This window comes from Acinetobacter sp. BD54 (assembly GCF_044778325.1).
Taxonomy (GTDB): domain Bacteria; phylum Pseudomonadota; class Gammaproteobacteria; order Pseudomonadales; family Moraxellaceae; genus Acinetobacter; species Acinetobacter baumannii.
Genome location: NZ_JANJEP010000006.1, coordinates 52473 through 79021, shown reverse-complemented (window position 1 = coordinate 79021; position 26549 = coordinate 52473). Strand labels below are relative to the sequence as shown.

23 protein-coding genes are annotated in these 26549 nt (G+C 37.3%); 6 read left to right on the top strand and 17 right to left on the bottom strand.

Features of this window, described 5'->3' with window-relative positions; all coding sequences use genetic code 11:
• Positions 1-78: 78 nt before the first annotated feature.
• From NQ782_RS11405 to NQ782_RS11380, 6 genes are all read left to right on the top strand, one after another.
• A complete protein-coding gene (locus NQ782_RS11405; RefSeq protein WP_057093165.1) occupies positions 79-2214 on the top strand; it encodes a TonB-dependent siderophore receptor in 2136 nt (711 codons plus the stop codon).
• 60 nt (positions 2215-2274) lie between these two features.
• Complete coding sequence (locus NQ782_RS11400) at positions 2275-2574, top strand: hypothetical protein (protein ID WP_000091759.1); 300 nt, start codon at positions 2275-2277, stop codon at positions 2572-2574.
• Positions 2567-4123: a PepSY domain-containing protein gene (locus NQ782_RS11395; RefSeq protein ID WP_057093162.1), complete on the top strand. Its 1557-nt coding sequence runs from the start codon at positions 2567-2569 to the stop codon at positions 4121-4123. Before NQ782_RS11400 ends, NQ782_RS11395 begins: the two co-directional genes overlap by 8 nt.
• The gene (locus tag NQ782_RS11390) at positions 4120-4422 is read left to right on the top strand and encodes a hypothetical protein (RefSeq protein ID WP_057093160.1); all 303 of its coding nucleotides are present in this window, start codon (positions 4120-4122) and stop codon (positions 4420-4422) included. Before NQ782_RS11395 ends, NQ782_RS11390 begins: the two co-directional genes overlap by 4 nt.
• Positions 4423-4554: 132 nt before the next feature.
• Entirely contained in the window at positions 4555-5442 is an 888-nt protein-coding gene (locus NQ782_RS11385; RefSeq protein ID WP_000011876.1) for a sulfite exporter TauE/SafE family protein, read from the top strand.
• A gap of 96 nt (positions 5443-5538) precedes the next feature.
• Positions 5539-6648 carry a 3-deoxy-7-phosphoheptulonate synthase gene (locus NQ782_RS11380; protein ID WP_000572397.1) on the top strand — a complete coding sequence of 370 codons (1110 nt, stop codon included), beginning with the start codon at positions 5539-5541 and terminating at the stop codon, positions 6646-6648.
• Positions 6649-6724: 76 nt separating this feature from the next.
• Here the strand turns inward: NQ782_RS11380 and NQ782_RS11375 are convergent, their stop codons facing one another.
• The 17 genes from NQ782_RS11375 to NQ782_RS11295 all read right to left on the bottom strand — a co-directional run bounded on the left by NQ782_RS11375 (position 6725) and on the right by NQ782_RS11295 (position 26529).
• Complete coding sequence (locus tag NQ782_RS11375) at positions 6725-7468, bottom strand: adenosylcobinamide-GDP ribazoletransferase (protein ID WP_057093159.1); 744 nt, start codon at positions 7466-7468, stop codon at positions 6725-6727.
• A 106-nt stretch (positions 7469-7574) separates the two neighbouring features.
• The gene (locus NQ782_RS11370) at positions 7575-9143 is read right to left on the bottom strand and encodes a histidine-type phosphatase (protein WP_057093156.1); all 1569 of its coding nucleotides are present in this window, start codon (positions 9141-9143) and stop codon (positions 7575-7577) included.
• Between the two features lie 124 nt (positions 9144-9267).
• A complete protein-coding gene (locus NQ782_RS11365; protein ID WP_057093154.1) occupies positions 9268-9867 on the bottom strand; it encodes a histidine phosphatase family protein in 600 nt (199 codons plus the stop codon).
• The gene (cobT, locus tag NQ782_RS11360) at positions 9860-10915 is read right to left on the bottom strand and encodes a nicotinate-nucleotide--dimethylbenzimidazole phosphoribosyltransferase (protein ID WP_057093152.1); all 1056 of its coding nucleotides are present in this window, start codon (positions 10913-10915) and stop codon (positions 9860-9862) included. The genes NQ782_RS11365 and cobT overlap by 8 nt, the downstream gene beginning before the upstream one ends.
• A gap of 1 nt (position 10916) precedes the next feature.
• Positions 10917-11435: a bifunctional adenosylcobinamide kinase/adenosylcobinamide-phosphate guanylyltransferase gene (cobU, locus tag NQ782_RS11355; RefSeq protein ID WP_000939716.1), complete on the bottom strand. Its 519-nt coding sequence runs from the start codon at positions 11433-11435 to the stop codon at positions 10917-10919.
• Positions 11423-12049, bottom strand: a complete 627-nt coding sequence (locus NQ782_RS11350) for a 2'-5' RNA ligase family protein (protein ID WP_057093150.1) — start codon at positions 12047-12049, stop codon at positions 11423-11425. Before NQ782_RS11350 ends, cobU begins: the two co-directional genes overlap by 13 nt.
• 104 nt (positions 12050-12153) lie before the next feature.
• On the bottom strand, positions 12154-14298 hold the full coding sequence (mtlD, locus tag NQ782_RS11345; protein WP_057093148.1) for a bifunctional mannitol-1-phosphate dehydrogenase/phosphatase: 2145 nt from the start codon (positions 14296-14298) through the stop codon (positions 12154-12156).
• Positions 14299-14629: 331 nt separating this feature from the next.
• Positions 14630-15250, bottom strand: a complete 621-nt coding sequence (locus NQ782_RS11340) for a GNAT family N-acetyltransferase (RefSeq protein ID WP_000956973.1) — start codon at positions 15248-15250, stop codon at positions 14630-14632.
• Between the two features lie 134 nt (positions 15251-15384).
• Positions 15385-15723, bottom strand: a complete 339-nt coding sequence (locus NQ782_RS11335; protein ID WP_000006577.1) for a hypothetical protein — start codon at positions 15721-15723, stop codon at positions 15385-15387.
• Positions 15720-17243, bottom strand: a complete 1524-nt coding sequence (locus NQ782_RS11330; RefSeq protein ID WP_002133430.1) for a PepSY domain-containing protein — start codon at positions 17241-17243, stop codon at positions 15720-15722. The genes NQ782_RS11335 and NQ782_RS11330 overlap by 4 nt, the downstream gene beginning before the upstream one ends.
• Positions 17244-17537: a hypothetical protein gene (locus NQ782_RS11325; RefSeq protein ID WP_000018791.1), complete on the bottom strand. Its 294-nt coding sequence runs from the start codon at positions 17535-17537 to the stop codon at positions 17244-17246.
• 84 nt (positions 17538-17621) lie between these two features.
• Entirely contained in the window at positions 17622-19766 is a 2145-nt protein-coding gene (locus tag NQ782_RS11320; RefSeq protein ID WP_370529499.1) for a TonB-dependent receptor, read from the bottom strand.
• A gap of 163 nt (positions 19767-19929) precedes the next feature.
• Positions 19930-20547, bottom strand: a complete 618-nt coding sequence (locus NQ782_RS11315) for an RraA family protein (protein ID WP_001071706.1) — start codon at positions 20545-20547, stop codon at positions 19930-19932.
• The gene (locus NQ782_RS11310; RefSeq protein WP_057093147.1) at positions 20534-21304 is read right to left on the bottom strand and encodes a (2Fe-2S)-binding protein; all 771 of its coding nucleotides are present in this window, start codon (positions 21302-21304) and stop codon (positions 20534-20536) included. The genes NQ782_RS11315 and NQ782_RS11310 overlap by 14 nt, the downstream gene beginning before the upstream one ends.
• 12 nt (positions 21305-21316) lie before the next feature.
• Positions 21317-23227 carry an IucA/IucC family siderophore biosynthesis protein gene (locus NQ782_RS11305; RefSeq protein ID WP_057093145.1) on the bottom strand — a complete coding sequence of 637 codons (1911 nt, stop codon included), beginning with the start codon at positions 23225-23227 and terminating at the stop codon, positions 21317-21319.
• A 9-nt stretch (positions 23228-23236) separates the two neighbouring features.
• The gene (locus NQ782_RS11300) at positions 23237-25078 is read right to left on the bottom strand and encodes an IucA/IucC family siderophore biosynthesis protein (protein WP_057093143.1); all 1842 of its coding nucleotides are present in this window, start codon (positions 25076-25078) and stop codon (positions 23237-23239) included.
• Positions 25079-25089: 11 nt separating this feature from the next.
• The gene (locus tag NQ782_RS11295; protein ID WP_057093140.1) at positions 25090-26529 is read right to left on the bottom strand and encodes a DHA2 family efflux MFS transporter permease subunit; all 1440 of its coding nucleotides are present in this window, start codon (positions 26527-26529) and stop codon (positions 25090-25092) included.
• Positions 26530-26549 lie beyond the last annotated feature (20 nt).

The window sequence follows — 26549 nt, the reverse complement described above, 5'->3', positions numbered from 1 at the left end:
TAACAATGTTATTTGAATTGTAGCTTACATTTACAAACAATAAAATAAATGAGAATTATTTACATTATCTTTAATCTTATGAATATCCCACCTCGACCATTTAAGTTGTCTGTAATCGCCTGCGCGATTTGTTATGCCAACCTCACCTATGCCCAAGATGCACAGGTACAAGCTTTGCAAACGATTCAAGTCAAAGCATCAAATGCAGAGCAGTCTTCTGAACAGACCAAGGCATATAATGTTAAAAACTCGAGTAGTGCAACCAAGCTTAATATTGAGGCTAAGGAAACACCCCAAACCATTAATGTCGTTACTCGTCAGCAAATTGAAGATTTTGGCCTTACCAGTACTCGTGATGTTTTAAGAAATACCCCTGGTGTAACTGTCTCTAATCAAGAAACTGAGCGAACCACTTATATGGCTCGCGGCTTTGAAATTTCAAATATATTAACGGACGGCGTAGGCTTCCCTCTTTCAGGTTATAACTATAATAATACGAATCCTGATACTTACTTTTATGATCGTGTAGAAGTAGTTAAAGGAGCTGACTCGTTAACTAATGCCTTTGGCGATCCGAGTGCAACCATCAATAATATTCGAAAACGTCCAACACAAGAATTTCAAGCAAGCGGTGGTGTAAGTTACGGTTCATGGGATACGCAGCGCTATGAAGCTGACGTATCTGGCTCAATTCTACCAAGTGGAAAAGTACGTGGCCGTATTATGGGCTATGAACAAACTGGTGATTCTTACCTAGACCGATATTCTGCGGAAAAAAACGGCTTTGCTGGTATTGTTGAAGCCGATTTAACAGATAGCACTTTACTTACCGCAGGTTATAGCCAAGAACAAAATAAACCTAATGCAAACAACTGGGGTGCACTACCTTTATTAGATGCCAACGGTAAACAAATTTCCTATGACCGCTCGTATAATCCAAACCCTGATTGGGCACATTGGGATAATGAGACAAAAAATGCTTTTGTTGAATTAAAGCAAAAACTTAATGATCAATGGAATGCTAAGCTGACTTACAACTATCTTGATACGAAGCATAATAGCCGTCTTCTCTATTACTATGGTTACCCAAAAGCTGATGGGTCCGGTGTTTCTCTAACGCCTTGGGGTGGACAAGAACATCAAGAAAAACATGCTGTAGATTTTAATCTCGAAGGGACCTATAAGCTATTTAACCGAGAACATGAAGCAACTCTAGGCTACAGCTATATACGTAATCATCAACAAGATAAACAATCTACAGGAACGATTAACGATAGTAACGTTATAAAGTCAACTACTACCGATTGGACAAGTTGGACACCGCAATCTATAACTTGGTCAGATTTCACAGAAGCGGCTAACTATAAACAAAATATTAACTCAATTTATGCCGCGACACGTTTACATCTTAATGAAGATTTAAAACTTTTACTTGGTGCAAACTATGTTCAAGCTGAGAGTAAAGGCGAAAGTTATAGCTCACCAATGACATATAGTGAAAGTAAAGTTTCTCCATATGTCGGATTAACCTATAATTTTACACCTGAATATACGGGTTACATGAGTTATACCTCTATTTTCCGTCCACAAACTGGTATTGATAAAGATACCAATCAAGCTTTAAAACCTATTGAAGGTAAAAGCTATGAAATGGGTGTAAAAAGCTCATGGCTAGATGACCGTTTAACAGGCACACTTTCAGTATTTAAAACTGAACAAAACAATTACCCTTTACGTAACTCGGATGGAAACCCACTTAACCGAAAAGTACCAACGAGTGATCTAGAATCGCAAGGTGTAGAAGTCGGTCTATCAGGTCAAATTACTGATAACGTAAATCTTTCTTTCGGCTATGCTCAATTTAGTATTAAAGACACTAAAAATGGTGGCGAAGCAAGAACATACAATCCAAACCAGACACTTAACTTGCTAACTACCTATACTCCGCCAGTTTTACCTAAGCTTAAAGTTGGTGCAGGTTTACAGTGGCAAGATGGGATAAAGTTATATGACTCAAATGTAAACGGTACGATCAAACAAGATGCATATGCTTTAGTCAATTTAATGGCAAGCTATGAAGTCAATGATCATATTACGCTTCAAGCAAATGGTAATAATATTTTTGACAAGAAATATTTAAATAGTTTCCCAGATGGGCAGGCTTTTTATGGTGCCCCAGCCAACTATACAGTTGCTGTAAAGTTTAAATATTAATAGCGTAGCCAATCCCAATTTGGGGTTGGCTTTCTTTTTATTTTTTATGTGTCAGTAAATATGTCCAGAACTTTAAATCTTCCGATGTTATATCGCATAAAAGTTTTCTATCGATTCTTAATTGTTTTCGGTATGGGTTATGCCTGTATGGCGTACTTAAGTCTTGGACTAACTGAAATTTTCCATTTGAACTTAGACAAACCAGAAGCTATCTATTTGGCGGCCTTTATTTCTATTTTGTTTTATGTATTTTTCGTGATTGTTGGTTTCTGCATCCAATCATTATTGCGACTGACCATTTTATCAATCGCATTATTTGCCCTTTTCTTTATTGTGACACGGACGGTAGGTTATGCATAAAGGTATACGTCAATCTATGGCATGGCTCCACTCGTGGACTGGTTTAATTTTTGGATGGCTCGTATTTGCTATTTTTTTAATGGGAAGTTTGTCTTATTACCGCCATGAAATTAATTTGTGGATGCAACCACCCCTTGCACAATTTGAAATAAAACAAGATGTGGCAATTAAAACGGCATATCAATACTTACAAGAACACGCTTCAGATGCTAAATCTTGGTATTTAACTGTTGCTACACCTGAAAGTCCGGTAAATACGATGTATTGGGAAAAACCAGATGGTAGTTATGGAAATGCAACCCTCGATGCAAACACTGGTCAAGAATTAAAACTTTCTGCGACTGAAGGCGGTGACTTTTTCTACCGTTTCCATTATCAACTTTTTGGTGTCCCGATATTAATTGGGCGGTTGGTCGTATCTTTAGCAGCTTTTATTATGTTGATTGCCTTAATCTCAGGCATTATTACTCATAAAAAAATCTTCACCGATTTTTTTACCTTGCGTACCTTTAAATCGCAGCGCTCATGGTTAGATTTTCATAATGTTTCATCTGTTATTGCACTGCCCTTCTTTTTAACAGTTACTTTTACTGGCTTGGCTATTTTCTTCTATCTATATTTGCCTTGGGGAATGCAAAAACTCTATCCAGAGAATCCATATCAATATTTCAATGATATACGTACAAAAACAGTCACAGAAAGTACAACACCGCATCCTGCACAGAATTTACCAGTTGAAAAGCTATTAGCTCAACTTAAACAGCGTTGGGGAAATCAAACTTTAGCAACTATGAGTGTTAAAAATCCAAATACGAATCAGGCTCAAATTACGTTTATTCAGCAAGAAGACCATTCTATTACCCGTAATCAAGCACAAATCACATTAGATGCTACAAATGCTAAAGTCTTGGGTGATACACGTAATCATAGTCCTATTGCCACACTTTATGCTGGAGTATATGGTCTACATATGGCAACTTTTGCTCAGCCTCTACTTCGTTTAGGATTGTTTTTCTCTGGCATTTTAGGCTGTGTAATGATTGCCTCTGGCTTGTTGCTTTGGAGCCTTAAACGCCAATTTCAAAATAAAAATAGTAAGTTTCATTTCGGGCACTATTTAGTTGACCGTTTAAATGTTGCTACCTTTGTAGGTTTGCCTTGTGCAACTCTTGCTTATTTGTATGCGAATCGATTGTTTACTGTCACGGCCCCCACTGTTAATTATGAAATTTATAGTTTCTTCTTTGTGTGGCTCATGAGCTTTATTATTGCGCTCATCACTAAAAAACAATATTTATGGCAAACTCAGCTAGGTATTTTTATTCTGCTTAGTATTGTACTCCCTGTCTTGAATATAAGTTATTTACTAAAAAACAATTATATTCAAAACTTTAGTAGTTATTGGGATTTTGCACGTATAGATATATTTTTCTGGTTATTTGCAGCTCTAGCCTTTTTTATATTTCTTAAAATTAAGCCTATTCAACATAAAGCTTCAGATAAAATTCAAAAAAAGCTGAGTAAGTTAAATATTGAGGTGAATTCATGATGTTCTTTGTGTTTATCCTGACTTTACTAGGCATGTATTTACTATTCATATCGACTGAAAAATATCGCTCACCGAAATCAACTGGTCATTTCAAACCTCTAGCTCAAAAATATTATTCATTGTTAAAGATAGCGGCTTTTCTATTATTTGCTTTGGGTGGGTTTATTCTCATCAAGAAATATGGTTTTTCAATTGGTTTTGTCAGTTGGTGGATCTTTGCAACACCCCTAACCTTTTTACTGATACTTTGGCTTAACCCACTCAAGCCAGCAAAAACTTCATCTAAGTCATCAATTTGAATAAAATTTCCTCAAGCTAAGCATGATTTTGATTGCTTAGCTTTTTTTTGCATAAGTAAATCATTATTCATGACAACTGTTTATCTCTAAAAGGAATAAGATATCTGCGTTTCGTGATAAGTGGCGATAAAGATGTCTGGTGCTTTTGAATTTATCTTGGCAGGTATGTTAGTTGGCTTCTGTGTAGGTATTACAGGAGTTGGTGGTGGATCATTAATGACACCAATTTTAATTGGTCTTTTTAGGATTGAACCGCATATCGCAATTGGTACTGATTTACTTTACGCCGCGATCTCTAAGTTCTGTGGATCGATGGTTCACGCAAAAAAACTTAATATCGTCTGGCCGATTGTTTTATGGCTAGCGGTCGGTAGTATTCCTGCATCTTTTGGTACTGCGTGGGTACTTGAGCATTATTTAAGTCAGTCAACTCATTATAAAGCTGTATTAACCATGGTATTAGGCTTTATGTTGACCTTAACTGGTGTTTCTATCATTTTCCGTACTCGGATTGAAAAGTTCTTTAATAAATTCCGAAATAAAGAGAATACTCAAACTGAAAATGAGCAATTAGCTGTTCAAAATAAACGCACCTATATTGTGATTATGGGTATTATTTTGGGCGTATTCGTAACACTATCCTCAGTCGGCGCTGGTGCCTTTGGAATTATGGCACTTGTAATCATGTTCCCTAACTTACCAATGATTCGTATTATTGGTTCCGATGTCGTACACGCTGTACTCTTGACCCTAGTCGCAGGTCTTGGGCATATGAGTGCCGGTAATGTCGACTTTGTGCTGCTTATGTGGTTATTAGTAGGTTCAATTCCGGCAATTATTATTGGAACATTAATTAGCTCACGTATGCCGGAACGTTTAATCCGTAAAATTTTGGGTATTACACTATTTGCTCTTGGTGTTAACTTTATGGTCCACCCAGTCAAAGCCAAACCAAAAGCAGCTGTGGTACAACAACAAGCAGTAGTTGCTGAAAAAACAGGCAACTCGACCGAAAGATAGTAAAATCAATGGGATTTTTCCAAACTGAATTGCCATGAGATGTAGTATTTTCATAATTATTTCATGGTATATTCAGTACACAAAACAACCTTTAGTATGATCGAACCAGTGACAGCAATGACTACACATTCAAATTCCGTTTCCAAGCCAGATATCGACGACGTTAACATTAAAAGCATCCAAACTCTTGTAACACCAGCTGAGCTTAAATCAGAACTTCCGTTATCTGATGTTGCTTCACAAACTGTTCTAAAAGGCCGCGAAACTATTCGTAATATTTTAGATGGTTCAGATAAACGTTTATTTGTCGTTATTGGTCCTTGCTCTATTCATGATCCAAAAGCTGCTCACGAATATGCTGATCGCCTAAAAGCGCTAAGCGAAAAGGTTAAAGATACTTTATATCTGGTTATGCGTGTTTATTTTGAAAAACCACGTACCACAATTGGCTGGAAAGGCTTAATTAATGATCCGGATATGAATGACTCATTTAACATCGAAAAAGGTTTACGTATTGGTCGTAAACTTTTGCTTGAGTTAAATGAAAAAGGTTTACCTTGTGCAACTGAAGCACTTGATCCTAACTCTCCACAGTACTATCAAGACTTAATTTCTTGGTCTGCGATTGGTGCACGTACAACCGAAAGCCAAACTCACCGCGAAATGTCTTCTGGTCTATCATCACCAGTAGGTTTTAAAAATGGTACAGACGGCGGTTTAACTGTCGCAACCAATGCCATGCAGTCTGTTAAATATGGCCATAGTTTCTTAGGCTTAAATGAAGACGGTCAGGTTTCAATCATTAATACAAAAGGTAACCCTTATGCACACGTGGTATTACGTGGCGGTAATGGTAAACCAAACTACGATGCTGGCTCTGTTGCAGAAGCAGAAAACGCTTTAGCGAAAGCAAAAGTGAGCAACAAAATTATGATTGATGCAAGCCACGCTAACTCGAATAAAGACCCTTACTTACAGCCGCTTGTTCTTAAAAACATTACTGAACAGATTTTAGACGGCAATAAGTCAATTGTAGGTATTATGGTCGAAAGTCATCTAAAAGGTGGTCGCCAAGATATTCCTGACAATCTTTGTGACCTTGAATATGGTAAATCAGTAACTGATGGTTGTATTGACTGGGAAACTACTGAAAAGACCTTGCTTGAAATGCATGAAGCTTTAAAAGAAGTTTTACCAAACCGCTAATTCATCTTTTTAAGATTGAAAATTAAGCCCTCATTTTTTGAGGGCTTTTTTTATTTTATTGAGGTGGAATTTAACATCAAACTAAATAAAAATAACTTATGACAAAAGTAAACATCAGTACAGTTTCTCCTATTTCAATCGCTGCACCGACGGTATCCCCTGTAATACCGCCAATCCTTTTTATAAACACATGTCTTAAATAAACAAGACTGATTAAAAAACCAATGATGGCAATAAGCCCTTGCCACTCCCAATACAAAGGTAATAACAGAACGAACCCAGTTATTATCCATGAAGCAGTTTTGGGTAAATGGTCTGTCAAAGAACGGCCTAAGCCTCTTTCGCGGACATATGGTGTAGTTAAAAACAAAATAGATGGCACCACACGCCCAAGGATAGGAATGCATATTAAAAATAAAGATTGATGCTGTTCAATCAACACATAAACTAGTGCAAATTTGAGCAAACATATGATAACTAAGCTGAGGACTCCAATTGGACCACAACTTGGATCCTTCATGATTTGTAAAGTACGTAGTTTATCTCCAAAACCACCTACCCACGCATCGGCAGTATCTGCTAGCCCATCTAAATGCAATCCACCCGTTAGCCAGATCCATAAAGCGAGTACGATTGCCGCAAGTAAAAGAGCGGGTAATTTAACAAAAATACAGGTAACAAGAAAAAGTATGCCCCCAATAATCAGACCAACTAGAGGATAAAACAGAATAGCTCGACCATTTTGTTGCGCCGTTGGTATTGTTTTTAGCTCAATAGGCAGAACAGTTAAAAATTGCAATGCTATCCAAAAAGGTGTCATATCCAAGTCTCTAACTGGTCTATATTTAAAAACAAATTGAATTATGAAGAAATAAAAATGGGAATAGCAATCCCTACTCCCATTAAAGACTTCAAAAACTGAAAATCTATTGCATTTGATAGCACTGTTTCAATTTGATGTAGTCATAGTAAAAACTGGTTGGTGTATAACGTGCATAATTACATGCAGGTTTAAATAAAGTTTCTTTTTCGTTATAAAGCATTTTTACCAAAGTAGAGCCTTGGTTATTTTGGTAAATATCCCATTGTAAATTTGCCGCCATAGGTGAAACTACTTCACCACGCCATGCGCTTGTCGAGTAATTATAAGTCTGACGTAGTGGTAACGGCTGCATCATATTATGCAAATCTAAGCTAGTTGCTAAAGGAATAATAATTTCAGCATGGGCAAAACGTAAAACTGCTTTATAAGGTTGGGCTTTATTCACAACAGCATCAACTTGTTGGAACAGGTCTTGTTTAAGTCCTTGGGCGATTTCACTGGTGACTTGATTTGATTCTGTAAAGCTTGGACCTTTTTCGTAAAAATCATTGGCGTCATTAAATTCAGCATAAAATTTTGCGGCTTCCAAAGGCATATATTTATCAAAATTAATACCTTTTAACTCATCTTTCATACCACCAGAAATTGAATAGAGTTCATAAATATAAGCCGCTGCATCAACTGCGCTGGCAATTGTATTTTTCCCCTTACCTTTTTCTGTAATTTGCTCACCTTTAGGCGAAGTTACTGTAAAGGATCCGGTATTGCTAAAGCTATAACCAGTGGTACCGAGCTTTTTAATGAAGTCAGCTTTAAAAATCGGGCTGAGTACCATTTGGGCAGTTTTTTCAGCCTGAGTATTTTTAGATAACTCATCTAACTTTTGAGCTAAATCTTTATTATCTTCTTCAAAATCTTGATAAGCCTGACTTGCATCATAAATTTTTTGTTGGCTATCACTCAGTGGTTGAGCTAAGTCTTCGTCTGCATTCAAACTATGAAAATAAAGTTTAAAACGATCAACGCCACCATCTTCAATACTTGGCACGCTTTCACTCGATAAATTGGTATAAGACAATGGAACAATTTTATCTTTCAGTTGGGGTTGTTGTTTAATGAGTTCAGCAGTGAAAAATTTAGCACTATCTACCGCACGGTCTACTCCAGAACTTTGTACCAATATAGACGCCTGAGCATTTAAAAGAGTTGGTAAGCGCTGTAATAATCGATCGGCAATACCGCGGTGTTCTAAAATACCAGTCATGGTTTCATTTCCATAACCGTACTGACGGATCCCTTCAACACCATAACCTAACAAAATATTCGCTTTCATCATTGCTTCTAAATCAGCACCTAATTGCTCACCTAATGGCGTTAAGGCATTTTCAGCTTTCGCCTGTTTCCATAAATTATAAAGTGCTAAATCATATTTCAGACTTGATAAACCTCTCGAACCGTGACGTGCCACTAACTCTGTAAAAACTGGCTGGAACCCTGTCGGCGCTTGTTCATAGCTTTTTAAGTCTTGTTGAGGTTGATAAGGTGTTTTCGTTTGATAATATTTTGATGGGTTTGTAGATGGTGCAGTTTGAGCTTCTTGATCATCATTGTTATTACAAGCCGCGAGTAATAATGATGCTGCAAGCACAGTTGTTTTAAATAAAATATTCATAAGCCAGATGTGTGATTAATAAGAAATGCCAATAGCTTAGATACTAGCAATGACAGTTCTATTACACAGGCTAAAATAACATTTTAAAAATAATAACTTACAAGTGTATAAAAATATAAAACTACTATCTTAACTTAAAAGTTAATTGACCATCTGTTTCAAAAAATTCGAGTGAATATAATTTTCCAAGCTCTGCCGGCATTTTAAGTAAGTCATCTAGAGGCTGTTGTCTGGCTAAACAAGCCAATAGCTTAATTACACCTCCATGAGTAATAACTAAAGCATGCTGTAAGTTTTGCTTTTGCATTTGCTCCAGCAAATTCTGAAAACCTTTAAGAACCCTTGTTTGAAACTGGTTTAATGTTTCTGCGCGAGGTGGACAATATTGACTTGGTTTTTGCCAAAAGTTTGCCAATAATTCGGGTGAGGTTTCATAAATTTGCTGAGTTGAGACGCCTTCCCATTCACCAAAATACATTTCTTTTAAGTCATGATTTACAAGTAAAGGCAGCTGAGTTGTCTTCGACAGTTGCTCAGCAAAACAAGCACAACGTTTTAATGAAGAGCTTACAATTACATCCCATGTCTGGTCTGTAACTTGCTCAATGGTTGCCTGCATTTGCTGCCAACCTTTTGCTGTTAACTCATCATCTAAATGGCCACGTAAGGTATGGCTATACTGGCTTTCTCCATGTCTGAGCAAATCAATCCTAAATTTAGCCAATTTTATTTCCGCTTACAGCCGCTTGAGCGAAGGTAGCCATTTGGTTATGTAAAGCGCAAGCCATTTTAACCAATGCCAAAGCAGCGCCAGCACCACTACCTTCACCCAAACGCAAATTCATATTTAAAATCGGCTCAGCATTGAGTTCTTGTAAAATACGGCGATGTCCATATTCAGCCGATTGATGACCAAACAACATCCAATCACGCACTTGAGGATTCATCCGCACAGCACATAAAGCGGCTACAGAACTAATAAAACCGTCTACAATCACAGGTAAACCCACTTGCGCACAGCGGATATAAGCACCTGTAATTGCCGCAATTTCCAAACCACCTACAGCACATAGTGTTTTGAAGACATCACCAATGACATGTTTATGATGAAGTTCAATTGCCTTTTCAATTACTTCAATTTTATGTCTTAACTGATCAGCACCAATTCCTGTACCTACTCCAGTCAATTGCTCGGCAGTATCATTTAATAAAAGGCAGGCTAAAGCAGAGGCAGAACAGGTATTTCCAATCCCCATTTCACCCGCAATATAAATATCTGCTCTATTCGCTTTAGCAGTATCTACACTTTTTTTCCCTAACTCTAAGGCAGCACGACATTCATCTAGATTCATTGCAGCTTGTTTGGCAAAATTTGCTGTGCCGGCACGAATACAATGACGTTCAACACCTGCATATTCGTATGCTTCGCCTACTGTGCCACAGTCAATCACTTGCAAATGAGCTTGATGATATTTAGCAATGACACTAATTGCCGCACCGCCAGTTGTGAAGTTTTGCAACATTTGACGGGTAACAGCTTGGGGATATGCAGAGATATTTTCTTCAACTACACCATGATCACCTGCAAAAATTGTGATCCATGGATGGCTAACTTGTGGATGTGCATTTGACTGTAAACTGGCAAGTGTAATTGCAATTTGCTCTAGATCGCCTAAGGCACCTGTAGGTTTGGTAAGTTGGAGTTGATGTTGCTCAGCTTGTTGTTTTGCGTCTAAATTAGGTTGCTGTACGGATTCTAACCACCAGTTCATTTTACTTATCACCTTTTAAAATCATTGGAAAACCAGCCACACAAAACACAACTTTATCTGCAATTTGTCCTAAAGCCTGATGTAGCCTTCCTGCTTCATCGACAAAACGGCGGCTAATTTCACCTAGTGGCACAACGCCTAAACCCGTTTCATTACTTACTAAAATAATTTCTGACTGAAGTGTGGGTAAAACTCTTAACAGCTGCTCACACTCAAATTGTTGAATGTTTTGATCTTCTAAAAGTAACAAATTGGTTAGCCAAAGTGTTAAACAATCCACCAGAATAATTTGGTTCGGTCGATCAATTTCTTGCAGAGTTTTTGCTAAAAATAATGGTTCTTCAACCAAAGACCAGTGAGCAGGACGCTGATTTTGATGATGGACAATCCGGCTTTGCATTTCTGGATCAAGCGCTTGTGCCGTAGCCACATAAGTGACAGCTAATTGCATAGATATGGCCGTTTGTTCAGCCAATCGGCTTTTACCAGAACGGGCACCACCTAAAATCAATTGCAACATGAATCACCTAAAAACAAATGCTCATACGGATACAGCTGACCTTGTAAAGTTTGAGCCTGATAATAGCCAAAGCTTAAATGCTCAACTTTAAGATCAAATTCAGCCTGTGTGTATTGTACAGGTAATTGAGAAATTTTTTGTAAAATCAAATTACTACTATAGTCTTTCTTATACAAACCCAATGTAATATGCGGACAGTAATCTAAAGCGGCAATTTCATTAGAAACTGTACCTAATTTTTGCCGTATGAGAGATAAGTTATTTTCGGTGTCTTGGACTTCTACAAATAAAGCACTGCTAAAGCTATCAACTGATCCAATTTTTAATTGAAATGGTGCAATATCTTCTTTTCTTAAAATTTCCCTTTGCTGCACAAAGTCACTAAAACAAAAGTCATCACCATGAACTTTATTTTCATGGGTCAAGAATCCACATATAAACAGCGTGACATGATATTGACGGTGATTAGGTTCTACTAGATATTCTGAAAAATGCGCACGCAATTGATCTAGATAATGAACTAATTTCTGATCATTAATTTCTAGATACCACAATGCGTAATTTTGACGCCCAAGGTGCCATTCAGGATAATCCTGTATTGGTGTTGGCACCATGAGTGTGGAGGGTTTCAACAGCACAGTTTTAATTCAAAATTATTCAAGTTTTGTATTAAAACATGTTTGCCTTTCAATTGTTGAGGTTAATTTAATAAGCAAACTCAAACATATTGATTTGATGTAGTTTTGGTATTGTTCAACTTATCCAAAGGTTGTTTACCTTGTTCAGAAAACAAATATTGGATAAGTTGAACCAACTCAGCTTCAAGCTGTCTTCTTTGAGTTGTACTCAAGTCTAGGTTCTGAATTTGCGGCTGCAGATGTTCAACAGCTTTAGTCTCTTCAATTTCTAAAAATTGAATCGCATAGGCATAACCTAAAGCAGCACCTTTTAATAAATTTTTATAAGGCAAATCATGACAAATATTCATAGCAATTGATGCCATGACACGTTCATTATGATTGAGTTTGCGTAGTGGATCTCTAGCTACGCGTTGACAAGGATCTTTAAATGCATATTCACATGAGTCTAGAAAACTTTGTGACATTCGATCCAGATCTTTTGCATAGTTAGGTAATACAATAGCAAGTCCCTGCTTCACTTCTGCAATTAAGTTCTCTGCAAATGCTTTAACTAAATGATCACCCATGGCAACACCAATAGATTCATAACCCATTAAAGATGCATACCAAGCAAGCATCGCATGTACACCATTCCATAAACGATTTTTAATGAGTTGAATGTCAGTAATTTGGTCAACCAATACCACCTGACGCAACTTTTCAAGTAAAGGAATGCCTTTCTCTACATAGATTGGCATATCAGTTTCACTATGGAACAAGATTAAATCCATGCTTTGTAAGATATGTCCCGGCTGGAAATTACGGCGCATGTTATCAACATAGATAGAAGCCTGATTTAGTTGATCTTGATTCAGTTTATTACAGTCTTCAATTTCGATTTGATCTTCTTGCTCCACATCTTCTAAATGCTGTTCAAGAAAATTATGCTTAATACGAAGTTGACGATATAAATTCTGATTAGAAAGTTTTGAAACCATGCGATTAACTACGGTGTCGCAAAAGTAATGCTCTTTTAAAATATGCTCGGTTACATCTTCATCGTTGGTTAACTCTAGTAGAGCTTCTTTAAGATGCTTCATAACCAAATATTTCGCACCAACCTTATTTAAAATAATTAGAAAGGGTAAAGGTTCTATACATGTTTCAAGTTGCGAATTAAAACGCGCATATAACCCTTTTGCAATTATCTTTGATTCAGGTTCGATCGCTTGCTCAGGCAAACATAATGCAATCAAACTTGAATGAGTATACATCTCTAACATTTGTTGTTCATTGTCAGAATCAACAATGGTCATATTCTCAATACGTTCATCATAAGAAAATTGCCCATAGCGAATACTATAGGTTCCAAACGCATTTACAGCTTCGCGGAAAAGACTATTTCTTGTTGACGCAATTATACGTTTTGGTTTCGTATAACCATCCCAATGCGACAAGATCTGCGCTATATAACCACCGCCAATAGCACCGAAACCATGTATTCCAACCGTAAGCTGATTCAGACTTTGCGGAAAAGGTTCCTGTATCTCTGGCATATCCATAACGGGAATAAATTGGTCAAGATCAGTTAAAAAGTCATACATCTGGTCATAATAAAAATGCGCTTTTTCCAGCATTTCATCATTTGGTTCTTTAATATCTTTTAATAAAATCGTTAAACCTTTCGATGTATGTGCTGAAGTTAAACCATTTTCCGAATCTTCAAACATTAAACATTGGTTAGCGTCTAAATGAAGTTGACTAGCCGCTTTTAAAAAGATTTCTGGATGTGGCTTCCCTTGTTCTACTTCATCCCCACAAGTAATGACATCAAAAAATTTATAAACATTTGCATTAATTAAATATTCTTCGGCAATTGCTCTACGGCTTGAAGTAGCCACAGCCATTCTTAAACCAGATTTTCTTAAACGCTCTAGAACTTGAACCAAACCTTTTTTAATAGGTACGCCGTGTTTTCGAATATGTTCTAGTTCCATCTCATCGGCACGTTTTCGAATTTCCTTATATGGAACATCTACTCCGTATAAACGTTGTGCAAGCTTTTCCGCTGTAGTCGCACTTAACCCCAAACATTGCATTAAATATTCGTGTGAAAACTCCTGCCCAATGAGTTCTTGAGATGCCTGTTGCAATGTTTGAAACCGCAACCGTTCAGTATCAAACATTGTCCCATCCATATCGAAGATAGCTCCATGAACAGGTTTTCCATGAAAAATAAGCACGTTTTTACCTCTTTTTTGATCATGTTTTATTCAGGGTATACAAAAAATTGCTAAAAAAGGCAGGATGATAATAAATGAAACATTAGTGGTTATTTTTTAATCAAAAATATAAGCAATCTGTTACTGAGAAGAGTTAAAAACTCAAAAAGGTTGAACAATATAGATAATTCTGAAACTGAGTTTTAAGCACAAAAGTAGCAAGCCTTCCTCGCGTGCTACTTTTGCTTCTTCTTTTTATGCGCTGATCATGTTTATTTTTCTTAGGTCCATTTACTGCTAAACAGACCTGCATTGTTTTTATTATGTCTTGCAGGTCTACCCATACCAGAAATTAACTCGCTTTTTGCTGTAATTTTTGTTGCGATGCCTGGTATAACTCAAAAAATCTGTCATAGAACTTTTCACGGAAACAGTAATACAACATTGCCGTTTTTTCCGGCATTGGAATTAAGCCCTGCTCTTCATAGCACATGTCTTCTACTACAGCCGCATAAGGCTTCACTGTATGATCAGGTTCTCCTACAATTCTATTTGTTGGGGAATTTTCAAAAATATAGAAATTCAATAAACGAATTGTTGGGCGCAAAAAGCCTTGACCAAAAGCAGATTTCTCCCCAAATAGTAAATGCCAACCTAAATCATTGTCTTCACCTTTATAATAACGAGCTAGGCGATCACGCTTCCCTTCATAAATTTCGGCATAACCCACGTCTTGACCATTGATTCCTACAATCATTAAACGTTGATGATCATCAGCTAGCATTTTTTCAAAATAAACTTTGAGTTCTATTTCGCTTTTATTTAATTGCCACTGAGGAATAACGTGTGGCTCATGCATCCAGCGGTGTAATAGTGGTATATCTTGAGGATACTGAACCTGACGTAATGAGTAGCTAACATCATTTTCAATATATTCAAAATAATCTGGGAGCTTTTGTGAAAGCGTAAGCATTATAACGGTCCTTGCTATGACATAACCTATAATTGATAATGATAATCATTTTTATTTAAGATGCAAGCTTATTTTTACTATTTTTTTTATTGCATAAATTATGGACAAAAAATTCAGCTTTCCCCTGCTAATATTTAAGGTACCAACTCAACAATCGAGAAAATAATTGCAACGACGATTACCATTAACCAAATAGGAATAAAATATTTTCTAAAAAAATAAAAAACAATAATTTGCAAAAAGAAAGCGGTTGTGATGATGGCAAAAAACCATGATAAGACTCCTACTGAGCTTCCTTCAAAGGAGCAATTCAAAAACAATGAACTAAGCAAAAATAATATGGTTGTTCCATATAAAATTCGTCTAGATGTACTTTTAAGCCAGCTATATTGAAGCTTTTTCTGACCAAATTGGCTGAGCATACATGCTTGCATTATGGCAGCAATAGCCCAAAATAATGATGCAAAGCTCATTTGGCCTCTCCTAACGTAATAAATTTGGTTTGGTAGAAGCGTAGTACTACTAAATAGAATAGCCCGAGCAGTATGAGCGCCAGATCGATACCAGCAAGAGACCAATGCACAGACTTTAAACTATTTAATAAAGAGGCTTCTGGCACCAGAACGACACTAATAACTGGAATAAGGAATAAAACAGCAGCCGTAATATATAGCATGATGATTATTCCCTTCCTTATTGAGCAGCTAAAGCTAATCAATAAGCTTAATAGCCATGCTATATAAAATGCTGAAACCTCGTATAGTTCCCTCGGCTCAAATGAAGCAGGTATAATCCGACTAACCATTAAATAAAAGGCTGAGGCAAAAGGCAGCCCTAAGAAAGTAAAAAAGTTCAAATGTCTTACTAATCTATATCCAAATTTCTTTTGTTCTTTGATGCGCTTTTTTTGCCATAGTAATGCGCCTGCAACCAACATGACACATCCTATTATTCCTAAACAAGCCAAAATAAAACGCATCCAGATAGAAGCAAAGTAACCTAAATGAATCCCATAACTTGATGAACCTAATTGTGCAATTGCACTTAAATTTCGTGGCTGATTGAGTCGTTCAGCCGTATTTGTTGCAAAAATATATTGAGGAGTATTTAAGGTAATAATATTTTTATAGTTATAGTCAAATGTAATCATGCCATCGGCTGTATTAGGCTTTTGAACTTCAAATTTATCTAAAATAGCTCCAGATTCTGTTCGCTTAGGCATTTGTGCCATGAATTGATTAAAAGGTTGCATCGCTTCTGTTAAGGAAGGTTCTCGAGGTTTTGCCACCTCGGTAAACTGCATTTCATTATAGAACTTAGGTATACCAGCTTTACCATATTGTTCCGATAATCCCCACGGTAAAACTAGATAAAATAAAATCAACAGTCCAGTAAAGGCCATCACCAAATAAAAAGGAAAAGTGATAACTCCTGTTATGTGATGAAGATCTAATAAAGAACGCTGTCCTTTAAAAGCCCTAAAGGTAAAAAACTCTTTAATAATTTTCTTATGTGTAATCACACCTGTGATTAAACTAATTAATAGAATTAAGGCAACAACTGCTACAACTAAGCTACCGAACGTGCTTGGCAAAGGATAAAGCGTGTAATGTAGTTTGAAAAAGAAATCTCCACCCAAAGTCTTCCGTACAGGCCCCAATAGCTCTCCGGTATTAGGGTTTTGTAGCTCTTGATGTTTCCCCTCTTTATCCTGCCATTGAAGTAGATTCACAGGCATCCGCTCATTGGCTACTGTGACTCGCCATCTTTTGGCATTTGGTGCATGTTGATTGAGATAGTTAAACGCAGTTTGCGCAGAATGTTGTGCAGAAGGGATTGTTTGAATATGGCTGATTGCTTCTGGCTGTGCCCAAACATTAATTTCCGTTCGAAAATAAGCAATAGAGCCCGTAAAAAAAATAAAAAAGATAACCCAAAGAACAATAATTCCAAACCAACTATGTAGTATTGCCTGAATTTGACGAAAATTCATTTAAGCCACTCCCCATTTAGCTAATAGCCAATAGCTCACTAATAACACTACGCCTAAGCTATTGATCATCCAAAACCATAGTTTTGATAAAATGGAACTCGTAAAGACAATATAAAAAATAAAAAAGATAAAACTGATAAATACCGAAAAATAAACATTCTCTGCTTTAGCAAAAGGTAACCATTTAGCCAAAACAAGGCTGAGCCATGAACTGTAGCAATAAGCGGCTAAACAGATAAAAAAGATCCTGCTATACGTAAAATTAAAATTTTCTTGTTTTTTTAGATGACTCATTTAAATAGCCTTAAAAATTTAAATATGCCAGATTTGATTGAAAGAAATACCTGCTCTATACAGGTATCTCTTTCGTTAGTTGCATTAATAGTTAAAAGTATAACTTAAACCATAAGTACGGCCTTCAGCAGGAATACTTGCAACTGGTGCATAGGTTGCGACAGCTTGTTGGCTATAAACAGTGCGATAGTCTTTGTTCCATACGTTATATACGCCAAAATCTACACGACCTTTCCAAGCAGGAAAATGCGCCAAGACATCCATAGTGGTGTAACCTTTAATGTCTACTGCACCAGCTGAACCATCTTTAACGGCTTCATCTGTACCTTTAATGGCAAGCACTTGCACTCGAGCGCCATAACCTTCATCGCTATCCCATTCACCAAATATAGTACCTTTGACTGGTGAAACTTGAAGTGCATTCAGCTCTTTCCATTTACCATCGGTATCTTTGTACTGACCACGGGTATAACCGAGTGTTCCGCCCACTTTAAAGTCTTCTAGGAACGGATAGCTTGCAGTCAATTCAGCACCATAAATACGTTGGTCTGTATCTACAATACTTGCAACTTTGTTCACGAATCTGAGTACTTTGTCAGAAGTGTTATAGAAACCTGTTACCCCCAAGTTTAGACCTTGCTCTTCTTGTAAGCGCCAACCAAGCTCATAACTGTTTACACGAATTGGCTGAATATCGGCAGTGGTCATACTAAATGCATCACGCATCATACGTTGTACATCTGGGAAGCTGAAACCTTGTGAGAAATTGGCAAAGACTTGCTGATCATCGGTCAGCTTATATACGGTACCTAAGTTAAATAGCACTGCATCATCATTGACAGAACCACTTGGTTGCTCACCTTTTGAAGTGCTATATGCATCTGTATCCGCTTTAATGTACTGATAACGCGTACCTGCCTGTACATTCAAACGGTCTGTCAATGCATAGTCAGCTTGTAAGAATGCACCAGCACTTTGAATCGTTGTGTCTGGGCCTGCATCGGTAGTTACACCTGTTGGTGTATAGCTAAGACCTGTATTCGAAGCAATAAGCCCTTCATAATATTGATGGTCTGTTTCATGGTCATAATCTAAACCATAAGTCAGTTTCAGATCACGATTGGCAACTGTTAAATCACTTTGCACTGTTGAACGGAAGCCAGCAACTTCAATCTCAGACTGAGATTGCTTAACAGATTCACCACCTGTATAAATCGGGAAGAAACGTGCATCTTCTTTGCGGTAGTAAGCTTCCAAGTTCACTACCTGACCCAATACATCTTTATTTTGGTATTGAGTATTGAACGCAACACGTTCAGTAAATGGTTGATCAGGTAACTGTAAACCTTTTTTAGCAACGTATGAGTTTGGCTGACTAGTCGTTACGCCATAATTCGCGCCGTAATCTGGGCCATAGTCTGTATCTTGCTCATCTTTGTAATATTGCGCACCAAAGCTCAATGATTGGGTATTCGTCAAATCAATATTTACACGGCCATTGACATCAATCGTGTCAGTATCTTGACGGCTGGTTTGATACGGCTCTAGGGCAATACGGTCACCATGTGCATCAAACTGTGAGCCACGGCTGGTAAAGTTTGCACCTAAGAAACCATTGATATTGTCTTTATTGAACGAAACTGATTGACCTACTTCATAAGCTAGACCATCTCCACGGAATTTATCCGATGAAGTAATGCCTAGCTTGGTTTCAAAACTTAATGGTTTAGAAGCATCTGCGCGCTTGGTAATAATATTGATAATACCGCCTGTTGCACCTGCACCATAAATACTGGTTGAACCAGAAAGCACTTCGATACGCTCAATCATGCTTGGGCTAATGCTGTTCAACTGACGTGCGACATCACGTGAACCTGTTTGCGAAACACCATCAATCATGATCATGACATCACGACCACGCATGGTTTGGCCATAGTTAGTACTTGTGCCGCTGCTTGCGCCGAGTGATGGTACAAGTTGAGCAAGAATATCAGCAACTTTACGACCCGCCGTAGCTTGCTGGATAATTTGTTTCTGATCAATAGATTGAACTGTACCTGCAATCTCTGCAATATTTTTTGGTGTACGAGTCGCAGTTACTACAATCTTTTGCAATTGGGTTACTGGTTTTTGTGTTGCATTTTCGCTTACTTCAGCCGTTTGAGTTACGGTTTCTGCATAAGCCTGCTGTGCAAAAATAGCCGATATGGCAAGACAACAAGGTGTCATCTTAAAAAGTACTTGTTTTGAACGTATGTGATTACGTGATTTAACCCCAATCTTATTGTTTACATTCATTTTTTCCATTTCTCCCTAGCCCAAATGTTACTCAACGATTTTTCAAGAGGCACGACATCATACTAAATACGAACATTAATGAGAATGATTTTTATTAAAAATAATAGTCATCTATGTTATTTTTTAAAAAGAATTCATTTTTCTTATTTTGTTCATTTTGCTCAAGCATTTGAAATTCTTTTAAATATTGCTGTGCCACATCCATTTTTATTATAAATATTCCATCTGCATCCCCTACAATCAGATCTCCAGTTTGTACAATGGTATGATTAATATGAATCTTGGCATCTATTTCAACGAGACTTTCCCCTTCATTACGAGTGGTTAAACAACTGGTTGTATGAGCAAATATAGGAAGTTTGAGTTTAAGTAAAGCCTGCCGATCTGTAATAGCACCTAAGACCACAACCCCAGCCAGACCACAGTGTATAGCAGCTACGCTCCTTTGCTCTCCCCAGCAAGCACGTTGTAGATCATATCTTGCATCAATAACGAGAACTTCATTTGGTTGACAACTCATCAAGACTTGTCTTAAACCACTCGCATTGATCGACTCAATCCGAACCGTACGTACAATCCCTACCACCTTATCTTCAGGTCTTAAGGGGAATACCTGTGGAATATATCCCTGATCAAGTACATGACCAATAGTAGAGGTTGCTATTTCTTTATATGCTGTAACAAGTGCTTTAGAAGTATCAATTTGATTCATTTTTAAATTTTCCGATTTCTTTTAAACGTAAGGGACAATTACGGCATAAGGTTTGTTCAGCCTCTTCAAGCTGAAAATAGAAACAGCATTTTTGTCTCATAAAAGTATTAAATTCTGGATGCCATCCATTCCATAAACGCATAAACGGATTTTCAGTTAAATAAAAACTTTCGGCAGTTTTTGACTTAAAGAATTGTTTTTGCCGTTCTAACCGAGACTGTATATCCGGATTTAGATTTTGCTTTGTAAAAGAATGATAAAACTGTACTACTCGAACAGCTACATTTTCCCAGAGTAATACATAAGGTACGCGACCTATTTTCGCTAACTGCTTAAATAACAGATTAAGTTGTTCTATCAAGTCATTAAACTCTTGCAAATGTATAATCTGAAAAGAATAAAAACTTGTTTGGTTTAACTGTAAAGTCCTATCCCAATACCATTGTTCCGGCAAGTCTATAACTAATGCTGAACTATCCCATTTTACAAATGGCAAAACAGCCGCATGGCAATATAAAAAAGGTAAGATCCAACTTGTACACCAATATTTGACAAACAATGAGGTCGCACAAGTTAGATTTTTAGCATGAATACGTGTTGCAAAATCCTGTAACACCTGTCGACATACATCTTCATTCAACAGACAATCTAAGGTTGTTGAACTTTCAGGTAGTATTTGAACATTTAATTTCAGACGCTGTTGCAATATAGGCAGAGTTGCGCACTTCTCTGCCTGTATTTTAAAAGACGTATTCATCGTCAGATATCACTAACAATTTAAGGCATACCAAAGTGGGTTTCGGGTTTTCCCAATTCCCGATGGCATACTACCAATCCGTGTATCTTGTTCTAGCAAAGGTCGAAGTAACTGCTTATATGGCCATTCAGGCACTTCAAATAGTAAATGTTGGAGCTGAGTCAAAATCTCTGGCTGGAAGTTTAGATTTTGAATAACTTGCTGTAACGCATGAGTAAGTACAGACCATAGATCCTTAACTTCAATTTGATAGTGACTCGCTAAATTATCAACAATACACCCTAGATTAACCTGAATACCTAAAGTTTGAATATAAAATAACAGAGCCTCTACCGATTCATGATAAAGCGTATTTCTAAAATCATGTGGACTCAAATAATTAGGATCTTTTAATCCGTTTTGCTCTACCCAAGGTAAATAAATACGTAATGAATCATGATCACGGAACATCAATCCATCAAATTCGCCATTTTTCAACACAAGACATATGTTTTGCCCATGAATTTCACCCATAAGCCCTAAGCGGAATAATCGCAAATTTACATCAAAGAAACATGTACACAGTTTCTCAAACTCGATAAGTATCTGCTTGGAATTTATGTCCTTGTGTTGAAGCTGCAAAATATAATCAAAAATGGCAGGCTGATCCATAATTGTATGTCCAAGACTTGCCATTGGTATAAGTTGATAAGGTTCTTGCAATAATTCAGCTGGAATATGACGGCGCTGAGCTGCCAAATGGGTAGGTTTCTCTACAAATAACCACTCATTGTCTGCTGTCCGGTCATTTTGCTTCTCGGGTAAGTATGACCACCATTGTGTTTCTTCACAAAGCCATAATTTTTGTTTTAAGACAGCATCTTTTGCCTTGGCTTGCTGTAATAATTTCTGATTTTTTTCACCATTAATCATTTTCACAATAGGCAAAAATCTTAATGAACCAAGAGCTTTAATTCCTATCGGTAATTTTAGACTTTCTTCTAAAACATTTTTTGATAAGAGGCTACGCATAGACGCACTGGCATACATTCCTTTAGAGATAAAATTCAAAGGATGACAAATGCCTTCGGCAATATCATCCGCATAGAATTTGGGAAATAAATGCTCAAATTGCCAAGGATGAATTGGCATTGCAATGTGGGTTTCATTTAACCCACGTTGAAACATTTCCTGTTTTAATTGATATCGCTCAGAACGAGGAATAAAAATTTCGCTTGGCTGTTGTTTGAAAATATTTTCTACCCCTTCACCAAACATCATTTTATCTTTATGTACAGCCACCCAATGAATAGATAATTCTTGAGCGAATTCCGGACAATATTGCATATACTCTTGCTGACTGAGACCTTCTTTTAATTTGGCTAAAGGATGATATGGGCGGTCCCGATAACCTGCATATTGTTCTAAAATGCGGAATCTATGTGCCAAGCTTTGATTCAATAAATCATGTGCATTTACCCGATGCTGTTGTAATAAATGATATTGCTTTAAACATTTTTGCAGCTGCTCATAAAAGGCTTGAACTTTATCAGCACTACAATGATTAAAAAGACCTATCGCTTGAATAAACTCAAAAAGTTCTATTATCCCAATCACATTGATCTGAACATGATCATTTGTGCGTTCCAATAGAAAAACTTCTGTTTCATTAGCAAACTTCCAGGCTTGAGTAATACCTTTTTGTACCGTAAACATGACCAAGCCTTGCCGATTCTCTTCGTGTAATAGCACAAAAGAAAATTGTTCAGACGTGTTTTTAAATACTTCTTGAAGATTTTTGCCATGTTGATTTAGCGCAGTTTGGGCAGTCGCAAAATCAAAAATAAACTGTTCAGGAATAATCGTTTCAACCAGAAGGCTATTGATAAAATCCTGTAAGATTCCTTGGTTCATTACTTGATAAACGGGCTGAAGTGCATTCATAGATAAATCTCACTTCACCTGCAATTTAAAAGGAGCTAACGGGTTATCTACAAATTTAATTTGTATACTACGATCGCCAAATAAACGCCGTTTAGTTAATGACTCAATGCGTAATTTTTCGGCAAAAACATCAAATAATTGGTAACGTGAAGCATGCTCTGGATGTTGCTGCTGGTAATTTTGGATGACTTCCGCAGCCCATTGCCAGAAACTTTTTTCTGGAAGATCAAAGTTTTGATTTAAAAATATTGCAATATCGGTTAAAGCGACAAAAAACAGACAGGCACAGCTAAAATCACGAATACCATTTAAATCATCTGTCAAAATAAATGACATACTGTTGGTTTTTGCATGCTCAGGCGGCAACTGATCGAGTTCAGGAGCCAATTCAGGCTGCGCTAAATGTGCTGGGCTATAGCGCACACCATCATGGAAGTCTTTTAAAAGAACTCGCGTTGGCCAACCTTGTTTATGTACAAGAATAATATTTTGGCCATGTGATTCAGTTGCAATTCCCTCCGCAAAAAGTAAATGAATCAAAGGAGTAATCACAACTTTCAAAAGTTGACGTGTCCATGATTCAACACCATATTGCTGTAACCAGGGTGCAATTAATGCTTGCCCATCTTTTTGGATATGACTCACGCCATTTAACGGTATTGCATCTTCACCTTCACGTAAATATTGATGCACACTCTCACGCCATAGACATCCAATTGTGCCATAGGCCTGTTGAGCATGTGATTTTGGCAATTTAGTAAAATCCACGCTTAAACCATACACTTCACGTAATACAGCAAAATCAAGCTCTTGGGCGGTTTTGCTCTGTTTAATTAAGCGTTGCAACCAGTCTGTAATAATTGGCCCATTCATTACTGTATGTTTAGCCAGAACACGTGAGCTTGATGTATTAGTTAGACTCATCGACAGTTTGATATAAGGCTTTTCCGGATGCTGCAAGTTAGTCATAGTGCGTAGAGATTGTTGGGCTAAATAGCGATCCTGACTTTGCCCTAAATAAACAATTTTGCCATTTAGAATTTCTTCAGCAAAAATAGAAATTAAATGGTTTTCCCATTGCCAAGGATGAACCGGAATCCAAATATATTCATCAGCCTTCAAATCACGATCTGAGAGATGTTGCAGGAATAGCTCTTGGTCTTGTGAATTCAATTGCTCCTTAAAAAATAAATCTGGCTCTATATCTTCTGAATGTTTTTTTGCAACAATGTCCTGATGCACAGCCAACCAGACCAAGGCGATTGGTTGGGCGAACTCTACCCCATAGCGTACATTGTCTTGTAAACTAAAACCTACACGTGACTTGTAACACGGATGATATGGATGACCATCCATTAAATATGATTCTAAAATATCATATGGATATTGAATTGCTGGCAAAGCATAGTGATCAAAACATGCTTGAGACTGTAAATCATGAATAAATGTTCGTTTTAATTCAAAAATAAAATCTTCAACTTTTGCTGCATCGGTTATGGTTCTAAGAATTTCATCAATAACTAAATTTAAAGTAGCAATCTGATAATGACCGTTTTCATCTTGACGAAATACATCCTGATTGCGGGCGAGACGTACCAGCTTGTAACTATATTGTCTTTGCCCTGCAGCGACATAACGAATGGTTTGGCGCTGACTATTTTGTATTTCTATAATAAAATTTTTTCCATCATATTCTGAATGAATAATATCTTCAAAAATTAAAGCTTGAAGTAATTGCTTAATAACACGTTGCTCAACATATTTTGCCTGATCCGAATTTGGATGTTGCCAAGCCTGTAAAGCATTTTGAATCACATGTGTATTTGATAAAACTGGATGTAATTGTCCCATTTTTATTAATCCTATTTCTTTAATTGGTCGATTCTGTACTGTTCAGGAAAACGCCATGCGAAAGGCAAAGTGCAAAGTATAAGAATTGCACAACACACAAAGATTTCCTGCATAGTGTGAAATGATGTAAATATTGCTTGAGTATTTAACGGCAATGATTGTTGTCTTAGCTGAAGATATAACGCGGCAATAACGACTGCCACTGCAGCAAAAATACGTCGGAATAAATTATTTAGAGAGGCCGCTTGAGTAACTAGATGCTGTTGCTGCTGGCGTAAGCTGTTCAAACCTGCCGTAGTCGATGGCATATAAGAAAGTCCCATTCCTAAGCCATGTAATATCATACAAAACACAATGAACCAGACATTTTGTACAGGTGCCCAAGCAAGCAAAAGAAAAGAAGCCACAGTAATCATTAGTCCAAGAGACATGATTTTTGCAGCACCGTAACGATCTAGATATTTTCCTGCAGGTTGACTACAAATACCGGTAACTACTGCACTGCTCATTAGCGCAAAACCAGTCCAAAGCGGGCTTAACTTTAGAAGGTGCTGTATCCATAGTGGAATGAGCAACATGCCAATAAATAAGCCTACTGTTTGTGCCACACAAATGACTAAGCTGTAGCGGAAACCCTTCGTAGCAAACAAAGCTGGCTCGATTAATGGCATCGACTTATTCTTTTGTAAAAAAATAAATCTTATAAAAAGCAGCACACTTAGAACTAAAAGCGCACCATATAGAGGTTGAAATAAGTCCTGAATTTGATGGATTTGGCTCAGTGTCCCAAGTAATAAAACTATGCTTGAACCGAGAAAAAAGAATCCTGCCCAGTCAAACTCTTGCTTATTGTCCCCTTGCTCTTTAGGTAGAAAAACATAGCCTAAAATTAATGCCAGACAAGCAACAGGTAAATTGATAAAAAATAAGGCCTTCCAATTAAGCCATACCAAAACCAGTGCTCCGAGCATAGGCCCAACTGCTAAGGTTAGCATGATCATGGCACCCCATAATCCTGTTGTACTTCCCCGTTGTTCACTTGGCGTAACTGAAAAAATTAGTCCAAGAGATAATGGAATCATTAATCCGCTACAAAAGCCTTGCAGAGCTCTAGCAATCAACACCGATTCAAACTGATTAAATAAACCACCTGCTGTAGAAGCCAAAGCAAACCCCAATAAGGCAATTAAATAAATTGACCGCTTACCAAAACGCTGGCTTAGGAACCCAGCTAAAGGCAAACTGATACTCATTGCTAATAAAAAGGCAACAACGACCCAACTTGCCCATACCTCACCTACCTGAAAATAGGACATTAAATGAGGTATTGCAGGGTTGAAACTACTGTTATTTAAACTAACCGTACCTGTACCAAGCATAACCGTCAGAAGTACGTAGCGTTGTAAACTTTGCTCATGAGGTTGAGCCGCGGACACAGAAGAACGTTCCATACACATATCCTCTGTTCAGC